At 49.5% G+C, this 14,209-nt stretch carries 10 protein-coding genes; 5 read left to right on the forward strand and 5 right to left on the reverse strand.

Going from position 1 to position 14,209, the window contains the following annotated elements; genetic code table 11:
- Positions 1-151 precede the first annotated feature (151 nt).
- The 3 genes from pepP to GM173_RS07755 all read left to right on the forward strand — a co-directional run bounded on the left by pepP (position 152) and on the right by GM173_RS07755 (position 3,088).
- Positions 152-1,474 (forward strand): Xaa-Pro aminopeptidase, encoded by a 1,323-nt coding sequence (gene pepP / locus GM173_RS07745; RefSeq protein WP_203570783.1) that lies wholly within the window; start codon positions 152-154, stop codon positions 1,472-1,474.
- A 15-nt stretch (positions 1,475-1,489) separates the two neighbouring features.
- Positions 1,490-1,831, forward strand: a complete 342-nt coding sequence (locus GM173_RS07750; RefSeq protein ID WP_203570784.1) for a hypothetical protein — start codon at positions 1,490-1,492, stop codon at positions 1,829-1,831.
- An 87-nt stretch (positions 1,832-1,918) separates the two neighbouring features.
- A complete protein-coding gene (locus GM173_RS07755; protein WP_203570785.1) occupies positions 1,919-3,088 on the forward strand; it encodes an FAD-dependent monooxygenase in 1,170 nt (389 codons plus the stop codon).
- A gap of 68 nt (positions 3,089-3,156) precedes the next feature.
- On the opposite strand, the gene GM173_RS07760 is transcribed toward GM173_RS07755, so the two are convergent.
- Both GM173_RS07760 and metE read right to left on the reverse strand, forming a co-directional pair.
- Complete coding sequence (locus GM173_RS07760; RefSeq protein ID WP_203570786.1) at positions 3,157-3,660, reverse strand: GAF domain-containing protein; 504 nt, start codon at positions 3,658-3,660, stop codon at positions 3,157-3,159.
- Positions 3,661-3,729: 69 nt separating this feature from the next.
- Positions 3,730-6,102 (reverse strand): 5-methyltetrahydropteroyltriglutamate--homocysteine S-methyltransferase, encoded by a 2,373-nt coding sequence (gene metE / locus GM173_RS07765; RefSeq protein WP_203570787.1) that lies wholly within the window; start codon positions 6,100-6,102, stop codon positions 3,730-3,732.
- A gap of 96 nt (positions 6,103-6,198) precedes the next feature.
- Here metE and GM173_RS07770 point away from each other — a divergent pair, with 96 nt between their 5' ends.
- Positions 6,199-7,119: a LysR family transcriptional regulator gene (locus GM173_RS07770; protein WP_203570788.1), complete on the forward strand. Its 921-nt coding sequence runs from the start codon at positions 6,199-6,201 to the stop codon at positions 7,117-7,119.
- An 8-nt stretch (positions 7,120-7,127) separates the two neighbouring features.
- On the opposite strand, the gene GM173_RS07775 is transcribed toward GM173_RS07770, so the two are convergent.
- From GM173_RS07775 to GM173_RS07785, 3 genes are all read right to left on the reverse strand, one after another.
- Positions 7,128-7,868, reverse strand: coding sequence for a substrate-binding periplasmic protein (locus tag GM173_RS07775; RefSeq protein ID WP_203570789.1), 741 nt, complete (start codon positions 7,866-7,868; stop codon positions 7,128-7,130).
- Positions 7,869-8,074: 206 nt separating this feature from the next.
- A complete protein-coding gene (locus GM173_RS07780; RefSeq protein ID WP_203570790.1) occupies positions 8,075-8,761 on the reverse strand; it encodes a 4'-phosphopantetheinyl transferase family protein in 687 nt (228 codons plus the stop codon).
- 107 nt (positions 8,762-8,868) lie between these two features.
- Positions 8,869-12,474: a DUF748 domain-containing protein gene (locus GM173_RS07785; RefSeq protein ID WP_203570791.1), complete on the reverse strand. Its 3,606-nt coding sequence runs from the start codon at positions 12,472-12,474 to the stop codon at positions 8,869-8,871.
- 487 nt (positions 12,475-12,961) lie between these two features.
- On the opposite strand from GM173_RS07785, the gene GM173_RS16290 reads away from it, so the two are divergent.
- A complete protein-coding gene (locus tag GM173_RS16290; RefSeq protein WP_203570792.1) occupies positions 12,962-14,197 on the forward strand; it encodes an STAS domain-containing protein in 1,236 nt (411 codons plus the stop codon).
- Positions 14,198-14,209: the final 12 nt, after the last annotated feature.

Genomic DNA, 14,209 nt, shown 5'->3' on the forward strand with positions numbered 1-14,209 from the left:
AACACCCTCAGGGTGTGCAACAGCACCCTAGGGAAATCGAGGGTAAAAATCACGGCCGCCGCTGCATCGGGCGGCCGTATAATTTCGCTACTTACCACCGTTAACCATATTCGCGGTGTTTTTCGCCCGACATTTACGATTCGGAGTTTCCATGTCAGAACTCACCCCATCTGAATTAATCGCCGCTTGCACCGCTCGCCGTGCCTCCCTCGCCGCCCGTTTAGAGCCGGGGATTGTGATTGTGCCAACGACACAAGAAATCATCCGCAATGCCGACAGCACCTATCCGTTTCGCTTTGATTCTGGCTTTTACTATTTAACCGGCTTCACCGAGCCTGATGCAGTTTTTGTCCAAATCATTGGCAACGATAAAGTCGAAAACATCCTGTTCTGCCGAGATAAAGACATTGAGCGCGAAATCTGGGATGGCTACCGCTATGGCCCTGCCGCTGCCGCGGCACAATTTGGTTTTGATGCTGCGTATCCAATTGAAGAGCTAGATAAGCGCATCGTCGACATGCTGAAAAATCAGCCGCGTATCTATTATCCGCTCGCCAAAGAAATGCGCTGGGATCGCCGCGTGAATCGCTGGTTGAGCGATGTGCGCGCCCTCGCTCGCACTGGCGTTGCAGCCCCAACAGCAGTACTCGACGTGCGCAGTGCGCTAGACGAAATGCGTCTTCTCAAAGACAACTATGAAATAGGTATCTTGCGTAAAGCAGGAAAAATTAACGCACAGGCGCATATACGTGCCATGAAGTTTGCTCAAGCCGGCCAAATGGAATATCAAGTCGAAGCCGAAATGCTGCACGACTATTACCGCCAAGGCAGCCGCTTCCCCGCCTATAGCAGCATCGTCGCCAGCGGTGCCAATAGCTGTGTGCTGCATTATGGCGAAAACAATGCCCGCATGAACGATGGCGATTTACTACTCATCGACGCTGGCTGCGAAATCGCCGGTTACGCCAGCGACATCACGCGTACCTTCCCCGTGAACGGTAAATTCACGCCAGCACAACGCGCCGTTTATGACATCACGCTCGCCGCACAAGAAGCGGCATTGGCAACGATTTTCCCCGGCAGCACATGGAATGCACCGCACGACGCAGCGGTTCGTGTATTAGCACAAGGTATGCTTGACCTAAAACTACTGACTGGTTCGCTCGATGAAGTACTGGAAAAAGAAACGTATCGCCAATTTTACATGCACCGCACCGGTCACTGGATGGGTTTGGACGTCCACGATTGCGGCGCGTACAAAATCGATGGCGAATGGCGCAAGCTGCAAGCGGGTATGGTGATGACCGTTGAACCGGGCTTTTACATCCGCCCTGCCGCCAATGTGCCAAAAGAATTCGAAAACATCGGCATCCGTATTGAAGATGATGTTTTAGTCACAGACAACGGCTATGAAAATCTGACTCGTGATTGCCCGAAAACGGTGGCTGAGATTGAAGCGATAATGGCGAAGTAAACCCAAGCTAGCCCTATGAAAATACCAAAAATCAAGCCACAGCTTGCTCAATACTGCACCTGGATTTTGCTTTTACTTCAAGCATGCCTCATTAGTATAAGTTGGTATTTGCATTGGTACGCAGGTAAGCTTTTTGACTACAAAACAGGCTCAAGCGGCGATTTTCAAGCCGCTGAAGCCTATAACAGCATCTCAGCAATATTTTTCGCTATGTGGTTATCAACGATAATCATTGCGATCATACTGGGTGTGTTTTTCGAAGCAAAAAATAGAGAAACACTTTATTTATTTGCGCTTGCTTTAATGCCGCTGGTTGAAATTATCATATTATTCATCGCAGGCCTTTTCAGTTATTAATCGGCAACACCGCGTTTTTCAGCGCCCGCCTAAGCCAGAGCGGGTAGAATTAAGCCTTCATCTTGCAATTGGCAATACAGGAATCTCATGCTCGTCAGCAAACTCCCGCAACACGTTGATATTGTGATCGTTGGTGGCGGCCCGGTTGGGGCGCTGCTGGCGCAGCGTTTGGTCAGTAGTGGTCATGATGCGCTCTTGGTCGAAGCCAAACATAGCGTGGGCAACGATCCGCGCGCCTTGGCCATTGCCTACGCCAGCTCACAAACCTTAGCAGCCAATGGTTTATGGGATGAATCGCTGGGCGCTACGCCGATTACGCGAGTGCATGTCTCGCAAGCGGGAACGTTGGGGCGCACTGAGCTCAACGCCGCGGAACTTGATTTACCGATGCTCGGCTCGGTGGTGAAGTACGAAAAGCTGGCGCAATACGCCTTCGATCAACTCAGCCATAATACGGTACGCTTGGCGCTGGGCGCAAAAGTGACGCAGATTCAGCGTTTGGCGCGCTTTGCTCATTTGACGCTAGAAACTGATTTAGGCGAGCAGCAAATATCGTGCCGCCTGGTGATTCTGGCGGATGGCGGACATTTACTGGCTCAACTCAACGACATCCAGCAAACCGTCAAGTCCTACGAACAACACGCGGTGTTGGCGACGTTGACTCCCAAGCATCCACACCAAGGTATTGCCTTTGAACGCTTTGCAGATGATGGCCCGCTGGCATTACTCCCTACGGGTAATGATTACACCTTGGTCTGGACGCAAACACCCGAGCAAGCAGCTTCGCGCTTAACCTTATCGGATGCCAATTTTATCGCTGAAGTGGAGCAGCGTTTTGCTGGCCGCGTCACTGGCTTTACAGCAGTCAACGGTCGAGCTAGCTGGCCGCTGTCCCTAAAAACGGTCAACTCCGTGGTAGGCCAACGTGTCGTGTTAATTGGCAATGCTGCGCAAACTTTGCATCCGGTCGCAGGACAAGGCTTGAATTTAGGTTTACGCGATGCGGCAACGCTCGCCGATGTCTTGGCCGCTACGCCTGCGCGCGAACTCGGTGAAGCGACGAGCTTAGCGCGCTACGCCAAACTCCGAGCGCGCGACGCGGGCCTCGTTACTGCCGTGACCGATAGCTTGATTACCCTATTTGATTCATCCGCGCTGCCGCTCAAACACGCGCGTAGCTTGGGTTTGCTAGCAATGGATCAATGCAGTTGGCTGCGGCGCGGTTTTGCCGAACGGATGGTGTACGGCGCGCGCTGATTCACACCGTCAATTGCTTAGCCATAAAAAAAACCGCAGCATTTGGCTGCGGTTTTTTAATCCAACACTTATTTTTGCAAAATGGCAGGTGTTTTTTCAATTTCGCCGACCACCACTTTGGCCATATCCAGCAGCATTTCAACTTCTTGTGCAGTCATATCGCGCGGGCTGCGATCAATCAAACACAAAGTGCCCACATTCACGCCATTGCTCACCGTCAGCGGTGCACCAGCATAAAACCGGATATGCGGTTCGCCAGTCACCAAAGGATTATCGGCAAAGCGTTCATCTGCTAATGCATCGTTGATGACCATCACTTCATTTTGCAAAATCGCATGACCGCAGAATGAGATATCGCGCGGCGTTTCCTTCGCATCCAAGCCGCAAATCGATTTAAACCATTGCCGATTGGTATCGACCAAACTGACCACTGCAATTTGTACCCGAAAAAAACTCGCAGCAGCTTTGGTTAGATTATCAAAACGCGATTCAGCGGGCGTGTCCAAAATCAAAAATTGCCGCAAAGTTTCAATTCGAAGCGCTTCGTTATCGGGCTGCGCTGGTGCTTGCATTGATCAATCCAATAAAGTTAACTCACTTTTCGATTATAACTGCAAGCACCAATTCAGCAAATCACAAGTTTAATGACATGCACATCCTGCACCATGCGCAATCACCGGGTCTTGCTTGCGACTCTCGATGACGAGTGCTTTGCCTTCCGCCAGCGCGCTGCGTGCAGTCTGCGTCGCCTGCAACATATTGACTAAAGCGGCCTCTGTTTCTGGCCAAGCACGCGTTTTCAAACCGCAATCAGGATTGATCCATAAACGATCAGCGGGCACTACGTCGAGAGCCTTGGCAATCAACCGCAGCATTTCATTCACTGTCGGCACGCGTGGGCTATGAATATCGTAGACCCCTGGGCCAATTTCGTTCGGGTACTTAAATTCACCAAAAGCTTCCAATAGCTCCATATCCGACCGACTGGTTTCAATCGTAATCACATCGGCGTCCATCGCTGCGATTTCCGGCAAAATGTCGTTGAACTCCGAATAGCACATATGTGTGTGAATTTGCGTGTCGTTGGCGACGCCCGATGCCGAAATTCGGAAAGCTTCGCCCGCCCACGCCAAATAAGCGGCCCAGTGCGATTGTTTTAAGGGCAAGCCTTCACGAAACGCTGGCTCGTCGATTTGAATAATGCCAATGCCCGCGTTTTCCAAATCCACCACTTCATCGCGAATCGCCAACGCGATTTGCTGGCAAGTCAGCGAGCGCGGCTGATCGTCGCGCACGAACGACCATTGCAAAATTGTCACAGGCCCAGTCAACATGCCTTTCATCGGCTTGGCAGTCAGACTTTGCGCGTAGCTACTCCACGCCACCGTCATCGGCTGTGGGCGGCTGACATCGCCAAACAGCACGGGCGGTTTGACACAACGACTGCCGTAGCTTTGCACCCAGCCAAATTGCGTAAAAGCAAATCCAGCTAATTGCTCACCAAAATACTCGACCATATCATTACGCTCGGCTTCGCCATGCACAGGAACATCAATACCAAGTTCATCTTGTTTGCGCACGACTAAAGCGATTTCAGCTTTCATCGCCGCATCGTAATCCGCTGCGCTTAACTTGCCTTGTTTAAATGCAGCACGTGCAGCGCGAATTTCGCTAGTTTGCGGGAACGAGCCAATCGTCGTGGTCGGCAATAGTGGCAAGTTAAAGCGAGCACGCTGCGCGGCTTGGCGAATTGCAAACGGCGAAATACGTTGGTCGGCATCGCTCGGCAATGCAGCTAAACGAGCGGCGACAGCGGGGTTGTGAATTCGTGGCGAACTGCGACGATGGGCTTGCGCTACGGCATTAGCCGCTAACTCAGCTGCCACAGCTTCACCATTCAGCGCGCGCTTTAATACGCTGATTTCAGCGAGTTTTTGTTTGGCAAACGCCAGCCAAGATTTCAGTTCTGTATCTAGTTGCGTTTCTTGCGCCAAATCCACCGGTGTATGCAGTAAGGAGCACGACGGTGCAATCCAGAGGTATTGCCCTAAAAGCGTTTTAACCTCTTGGATTGTCACCAATACCTTACCTAAATCAGCAGCCCAAATATTGCGGCCATCAATGACGCCGAGAGACAAAATTTTATTTCTTGGCCAAAGTGCGATAAACGCTGGCAATTGCTCCGGTGCGCGGACCAAGTCTAAATGCACGCCCGCCACCGGCAAATCAGCCAAAAGCTGCGCATGGCTTTCTACCGAATCAAAATAAGTCGCAACTAACACATTGAGGCCATGACCCGCCAAAGCTTGATAGGTAGGCGCAAATGCAGCAATCCATTCAGTTGGTAATTCCAAGCCCAAAATCGGTTCATCCAATTGAATCTGCTTAACGCCTTTAGCGGCCAGCTTTTGCAGCACTTGGGTATATCTATCCAGTAATTTAGGCAAATGATCTAGCTTGCTATACCCCAGCTGTTTTGACTTTGCCAGCCACAAGAAGGTCAATGGACCGGGCAATACCGCTTTGACCGCATGGCCTTGGGTTTGCGCGTCATCGATTTCATGAAAAAACCATTCGACGCCGCCATCAAACGTCGTTTCTGACGATAACTCGGGCACCAGATAGTGATAATTGGTATCGAAATACTTGGTCATTTCCAGCGCAGGCTGCGCCGCATTACCGCGCGCCAATTCAAAATATTGCGCGAGCGTTAACCGCTTGGCGTCAAAACCAAAGCGCGCGGGTAAGCAACCCAACAAGGCCGCGGCATTCAAAATCTGGTCGTACCAGGCAAAGTCGCCCACGGTGACAAAATCCAAGCCTGCCTCAGCTTGCCAAGCCCAATGGCGGCGGCGCAGCGTTTGGCCGACATTCACCAACTCGGCTTCCGTGATTTCACCGCGCCAGAATTTTTCGGTGGCGAATTTCAACTCGCGCTGCGCACCGATACGCGGAAATCCTAAAATATGTGTTTTTACATTTTGAGGTACCGTTACATTATGAATTACTGTCATTGCAAACATCCTTTTCCATGAATAGTGTTTGCATGATACGGCTCCGAGCGATATGATTACAGTTCATTATTTTCACAAAAAGCATGAGAAAAATTAATGCAATCGCTTTTAGAGCTGCGCCACCTGAAAACCATCCTCGCGATTCAAGACAGCGGCAGCTTAACGCGCGCGGCGGAACGCCTGTATTTAACGCAATCGGCCTTGTCGCACCAAATCCGCTTGCTCGAAGACCACTACGGCATGCCATTATTTGCGCGTAAATCCTCGCCGCTCAAGCTCACCGCGGCGGGTGAAAAGCTCGCGCAGTTGGCGCAAGAGGTGTTGCCTGCAATTGCCAGTGCCGAGCGCGATATTGCCCGGCTGCGTGAAGGTCAAGCAGGGCAATTGCGCATCGCCGTTGAATGCCATACCTGCTTTGATTGGCTGATGCCGGCGATGGATCAATTTCGCAGCCACTGGCCCGAGGTGGAGTTGGATATTGTGTCGGGCTTTCATGCCGATCCAGTGCAACTACTGTTTGAAGATCGCGCCGATTTGGCGATTGTTTCGGAAGTCGAGCCGATGGTGGGTTTGAGCCACCTGCCGCTATTTAGCTACGATATGGTGGCGTTACTGGCGTCTGAGCATGCGCTTGCAAACAAACCGTATTTGGATGCGGCTGATTTTGCCGACGAAACGTTGATTACTTATCCGGTGCCGGATGAAATGCTTGATTTGCTGCGCAAAGTATTAAAGCCAGCAGGTGTCAATCCAAAACGTCGCCCCACTGAGCTAACAGTAGCGATGTTGCAATTGGTGGCGAGTCGCCGCGGCGTTGCGGCGTTGCCTCGCTGGAGCGTACAGCATTATTTGGAACGCGGTTATGTGGTTGCCAAACCGATTACCGAATATGGGCTCACATCTGAATTGCATGCTGCGCTGCCGACAGACCGCATCAGCACCGCCTATATGGCCGACTTTGTAGAAATTATGCGCAATGTGAGTGTGCAAACGCTACCGGGGGTCGTGCTGCTGTAATCAGCAAATTAATTGGTTAGCGCAAAGCGTGCTTCGTACTGCGCGCTGATTTTTTGCAGCGTTTTATCCGCGCGCATACTTTCAAATGCACTGGTGAGCTTGGCCAGCGTTGCGGACGGTGTTTGCAAATTGCAGGCTAAGTAAAGGTCGATCTGATTGAAAACATATAAGGCTTGCACTCGCTGCGGGTCGATTTTTAAACGTTGCACGATTTCACGCGCACTGTATGGCGTACCGGGATAAAGGTCGATGTGCCCCACCAGTAATTTGCGCAAGTTTTGGTCTTCGGTATTGGCGTAATCAATCACAAAACCTTTGCTCTCTAAAAATATCGCATTGGCGCCTTGGCGAAGATCGCCAATCCGATATTTTCTCGCGTCTTCTAAACTCCGAATTTGCAATTGCCGCTCGCGCAAGCCAAACAAGGTTCCTTGCACCGTTGCAATCGGGCCCAGCCAATGAAATTTGGCTTCGCGCTCAGGAATACGCCCCACAGTATAAGCACAATGATTAGGCATCATTTGCACGGTAGTGAGCGCACGAGCCCACGGAAAATCTTTATTCTCGGCGCTGAGTTGACTGCGCTTGAGAACCTCGGTCATGACTTCGACTGCCATACCTTCGGGACGATGGGCGACAAATGAATTAAACGGCGGATTATCGCCCAAGTACAGTGTCAAATCGGCCGCCTGTGCACTACTCAGCCACCCGCAGAGTAAGCCACTCAAGCAAAGACGAAAATACCTCACGCACCACCTCGTTGCACAGAATTCTTACTAAAACACTAAAAAATAGCCGAAAACAGCCCAAAAACAGCTAAACAATGCCCTAGTATGTAAGGAATGGAGAAAAAAGCAAGGGAATTCATCGGATATACAGACATCATGGCTAATATTTGTAAGCCACAAAGCACTGCGCAAGCACTATGCAAACAAGACGCGCAAATCAAGCCTAATTAAATTTTCAAAATCAGTTGCCAATCTTGATGATCTACTTGCATTACTGCTGGGTATTGCCATTGTTGCGGAGTATCACTGGCGAGCGCCAATATGACATTCGGACGAATTTGCCAAACACTGACGAACCAATCCAAGGCATCAGAAGTTTCGCAGCACCAGCCAGTGCTAGTGTTCAGTAGCACAAAGCGAGCTAAGCCCCCTACTATGCCCGTTCCCAAGGCTTTCAGCAGCGCTTCCTTAGCGACCCACAGCATAAAAAATGCCTGCTGTTGCTGATCAGCCGCCAAACTAGCCAGCCAAGCCGTTTCGCGCGGATCAAAATACCGCTCGGCAATCGATAAGCACTGTTTGCGGGGGCGCATCGTCTCGATATCAATGCCAACACGCCCTTGCCCGAGGGCGGCGGCACAAAATTGTGCGCCATGACTCCACGATAATCCCATCGTATGGGACCAAGCCGGTGCCCACGGACGACCATTTTCGTGTTGCGACAAAACGGAAGAAGTTTGACTCAGTTGCAGTAATTGCTGCGCGAGATGCCGTGCCGATAAAAACTGTGTGCGGCGCAGTGAATTTTGAATAGCCGCCAGCCGCTTTAGTTGCGCGGCGTCTAAACCCGCCAAGGTAGCTGAAAAATCCGTCGTTGCTGCCATCGCAGAAACCGCAAAATACGAAATCAACATGCCACCTTCAGCAGTAGACGCTGGTACAAACAAAATACAAAAGAACTAAAAAACAAGATGTATTTAATCCAAACAATTATATGTAAATGACTACAGAGCAATACCCGTTACTTTAGTTTAAAATTCACCCGCGAAACACGGCCTTGGTCTGCTTGCGCATCTGCCGCGGTCGCATTGATTTTCGCCTTGGTAATAAACATCCGTGCATCATCCACGCCTGCGTCTTTCAGCGCATTTTTAACCCGCTGCGCGCGCGCCATGGCCAAAGCTTGCAATTGCTCATCACCAATCGCCGTATTGGCAAGCAGCAGTTTTTCCATTTCTTCAACAGGTAAGGATTTATTGAAACCCAGTGCATTTTTCGGTTTGGGGAATTTTTCTTTTTTATAAACTTGGGTCAATAAAGCAGGTTTTTCAGCTTCGCTGATACGCACTTCTGACTCCGAATTAACCGATTCCGCTTTTTCACCTAATTCTTCTGCCTTCAATTGTTGCATCTTATTTTGCAGCGCTTGCACGCGTAAGCCTTCAGCGTCGACGTCAACACCAGCCCAACCAGTGATCTCCAGTTGTAAGTCGGGTCTATCATTTAAGGCTTGCGCCAAGTTGGCAATCGCCTGCTTCGCTTCATCATCCAAACGCGTTTGGCCAGAAGCAAACTGCACATAAGATAAACTAGGGCCATCGCCAAACGCGCTTGCTAGCGCATCAAAGGGGGCGGTAACGATTTTCTCCAACACATTACCAATCACCTGCCAGATAATCCCACCGACACTAAACTGCGGATCGTCAAGCGAGCCTTGAATTGGTAGATTGAGCTTGATTTGTCCCTTGCGATCGGTCAGTAAAGACAAAGCAAATTTCACTGGTAATTTTGTCGCCGTCGGACTTTCCACAGCATCACCTAACGTCAGTTGATCGAGGAATAATTTATTACTGGCTTTGAGCTGCTTATTCTCAATCAAATACGCGACATCCATCGACATCTTGCCTTTCTCAATACCGTAGCCCGCGTATTTGATCGCATACGCAGATGCATTAGTCAGCTCGTAACCTTTCACACCGCCTTTGATATCGATAAAGAAATCTTTCGCCAGTGGATTAAGGCTGCCTTTAATTTCAACCGGCGCGATTTTGTCGACGCTACCGCGCAAATCTAATGTTGCACGAGTGTCATTTTGACTGGATATTCCACCAATAACCCCGCCCATTTCGGTGAGATTGGCAGAAAAATTAGGCTTGATAAACAAATCACTGTATTGGATCTGGCCATTTTGCAAAGTGATTTTATTGACTTTAATCGGCACCTCAACGCCACGGCTATCAGCCAAAGTTTTGCTCGCTTCAGCAGGGGCACTCGCCTTGTCGCTAGCGGCTCGTTCCGTCGTAACAGACACTTGCTCACCGTCTTTGACCATCACATCCTGCAAATTCAAGCGCCCATCGCTTGATAAAATCAAGCGCGAGTAAAAGTCGCTCAATGCCACTTCACCAATCTCAAGCTGGAGGGGGACAAACTGTGCATTGACGCCCCTCACATCAAGATTTTTCCACTTCAAAAAATCATTGCCTGTGGATTTATCAAGCGCATAAAGATCGGTCGAGCGCAGATTGCCTTTGTATGTGCCAGAAAAACTCGGCTGGGTTGCAATACTGAGTTGGCCTTGCGCGTGCAAAAAACCGCTCGCCAAGGTGATGTTCACAAAGCGACTAAAGTACGGCTGCCCAAAAGCGGCATCCACATTGCGAATATCGAGATTAAACACACCAGAAAACGGTTGCGGCAACCAAGTTCCCGCGACATTCACTTTGGCACCACGTCCACCCAAGGCTTGAAATTTTAACTCAGCCTTGGTTTTGCCACGTGAGTCGACATTTTTAACGAATAATCCGATGTTCTTCCACTGTAGCGGCTTGGCATTTTCCACACGCTGATCATGAAGATCTGCGCGCCAATCCTGCAAAGCGCCATCGACCAAGAACACCGACCACGGTTGTTGCGCGCTTGGCGCGCGTTTTTCTTCTGCTCGCGGCAGCGAACTAACAAATGCCTGAGCTAGATTGATGCTGCCATCTTTTAACAAGGTCAAATCAAGCGCGCCTTGTTCCGTATTCAATTTGGCAATTTGTATTTGCTGAGTCGTCGAATCCAGTGCGACATCGGCCAATGCAAACCGAGGAATCGTCAACGCTGGCTTTTTCTCTTTCGGTAGACGCAAACTCAAGTCGCTGATCTCAAGCTGCCCTTTTTTCAAACCGTACTTCAAATCTTGCGACGTAAAATCGATTTCAGCATTTAGATTAATTTTGGCATTCAGCGCCCCAGCGAAGAAAGCCTGTGAGTAAGCGGCAAAATCCGCGGCTTGAATCCCCGATGCACTCACTGTGCCAGTCACACGAAAAGGCCGTGGCACAAGATGAAGCTCTGCCGCCAACCGCGCAGACTGATCAGTACTTGCGTTCAGTTGCAAAGGAAATCCGGACTGAGACTGGTTCGAAATATTTTTTAGATTCAGTGAAATCGCTTGTAACACCGTACGATGAGCGGGGCTGACGCCCTCATCAAGCCAGCGTAGCTGACTATTGCTCACCTTCAATTCCGTCGCGGCCAGCAACAGTGAATCAGGCGCAGCTGTTGCTACTGTTGGCTTTGCAACATCAGACGCAACGACTGCCGACGCCGCGGCGGACTTACTTGCTGAATGATTGAACAATTTTTGCCAATTCAATTGCTGCGCCTTATCGCGAGCAACGATAACTTCCAAGCCATCGAGCTCAATTTTGCCAAAACGAAATTGCTGCAACAAAGGCTGCATATTTTTGAGCTCGACATCGAGCGTTTTAAAGGCCGCCAAAGGCTGCGATTGCTGCAATGTCGCCACATCTGCGAATCGAAGACGGCCATTCAAAATGAGATCGGCACGATTTTTTTGCTGACGAAATGTTAAATCCAACTGACTACTTAACTTTGCGCTCGCGACTTGCAAGTCCGCAGGCAACGGCACATATGCCAATAAAGGCATTAAATCCTGTTGTTCAATACTTAGCTTTAAGGTCGTATCCAGACTGTCTTTGAAGGGTTTACTTTCCCCTTGCAAAGCAAATGGCCGACCATTCCAGCGACCAGAAAAATGGGGCTGTATATATTCATCGATTCGATTAGGTAAGGTCGATAAAAAAGGTAAAGCAAAATTGAGTTGATCTAATTGCTGCCGTTGCCCAACAAAGCGGTCGTCCAGCTGAACGCTGCCATTGACCAACTGAATATTATTGAATGAAAAGCGTGGTAATTCAGAAGACTCAGATGAAGATTGCTGATTTGAATTAAGCAAATCTGAAAAATTGTATTGGTGAGCACTGAGCCGAACGATATTTAGCTTAGCCTGCTCTAAAGTAATGGCACGCAACACCGGCGCTAGTCGAACAATCGACGAGAGCTCGGCATCTAGCAATAAAGATTTAAAACTAAGAAAGCGACCATATTGATCGTCAATCGTCACATCGCGTAGCGTCAGTTGAAAAAGATAAGGATTAATATCAACAGCCCCAATCTGAACTGGACGTTTTAAGGCGATGCTGGCTTTCTCCGCAAGCCAAGGTCGCAATATCGCCGGCAGCGCCCAAGCGCCTACCGCGCCAAATAATAAGGCGGCGGCAAGACTGTAAACAACAATACGCGTCCAACGAGGATACAATTTTTTAAATATTGTCATAAGCATGCAGGCGAGTGAATATAAGCAAGCAGAACGATGACGTCACTCAGCACAAAAACGCCCAAACACCGCACTGCCCCATAGTTTGGCGTCTTGTAGACTGTGCCGCATCACCAAGCACAGTCTGAGAATCCACCGTTCGCGAGGCGCTTTGCCATATAGTTAAGCACGATACAGGCACAACGCATAAACCAAACATTAACCATTCCTAGCTGAAATGGTTCGGCTCAAACTATACTTGATTAAAAAGACTATCGTCTCTGCTGCATATTAGCAGTAAAATCCAAGGGTCTGTTGACGTTTGGTTTATCTACCGCGTTTGGCCAAATATTGGTTTGAAGCACCGCATAAAGCGCATACACTTTTTATCTAAGTCAGCGTTTTGCAAGGCCGCATCAAGCAAAAATGGCGCCAGCATGATCGTAAACCCAATGTTAAATGACCCTAATTAATCGGGTGTTTTTCCACCAAACCTAGGACATCAGCAGTGTTTTCGTTTTTTCGCAAAAAAGACCACGATAGCAATCACCCGCAAACGCAAAATGGCCCAGCGACTGTAGCCGCGCGCGCGCAAGGTGTTGCAACACAGTCCAAACCCTTTGGCCCCGAAACGATCATACCGCACGACAATGCGGCAGCGAGCGATGCGCCCGAGCCCCATCACGACACCCAGCAATATGATCTGTCCACACTAAAGATCGAAGTTGAATCAAGCAGTGATGTACTTTCTCCGGCCGAAGAACAAGCGGCGATGCTCCATGCCAATGACCAATTACTCGCTGCAATTGCAATTTTAGAAGCCGATAAACCCGAGTTCAGCAGCAAACGTAAACTCGAGTCATGGCTGATGCTGTTTGAACTCTATCAACAGCAACAAAATCGAACGGCTTATGATGCGCTGGGTTTAGATTTTGTCGTCGCTTTTGAAAAAACGCCCCCAGTCTGGCGCCAGCAACAGAATAAACCGCAAGTCGTTAGCCATGCCAGTGCCTATCACGCTTTTCCGGCCGAACTCACGATTGCGAATATCGAAAAAGAAGCGCAGCAATTTTTAGCAATTCGCCAAAAAACACCGGATATTCGCGTTGATTTTAGCAAACTCAAAAAAATCGATGCCTTAGGTGCCGCCGAGTTAGTGGCCGTATTGCCACGCCGCAATAAACAGCAAGGTCAATTGCAAATCTTAGGCTCCAAAGTGCTGATTGATTTAATCAGCCCGATGATTGAAGTGGGTCGACGTATTCCTGCGGAAGCTCCATTCTGGCTGCTATTGATTGAAATACATCAAATTCTGGGCCTGCAAGAAGAATTTGAAAATTTAGCTGTCGACTACGCGATAACCTTTGAAGTTTCCCCCCCATCGTGGGATCCACTGCAGGCTCCCAAAACCGGCGCGCAAATTGCGAAAGAAGAAGCCAAAGCAAAAGCCGAAGTCGAGCAAGCCGCAGATGAACAAAACCATTTGATCGGCATCATTACCGCTGATCATCCGCAGCTATTGGACAAAATCAACGATCTAGTAGGTAACCATACCCAAGTGACGCTCGACTTTGCGCGCATCGACCGAATTGATTTTGAATCGGCAGGGCAATTGCTAAACCGCGCGATGATTTGGCTGCAGCAAGGCAAGCAAATCCGAATTATCAATACCAATGAACTAGTACTTGGCCTACTGCGCGTAATGGGCATTACCGAAATGCTGCAAGTTGAGCGACGCAAATAATCCCATGCCAAC

The organism is Deefgea chitinilytica (assembly GCF_016881405.1).
Classification (GTDB): Bacteria; Pseudomonadota; Gammaproteobacteria; order Burkholderiales; family Chitinibacteraceae; genus Deefgea; species Deefgea chitinilytica.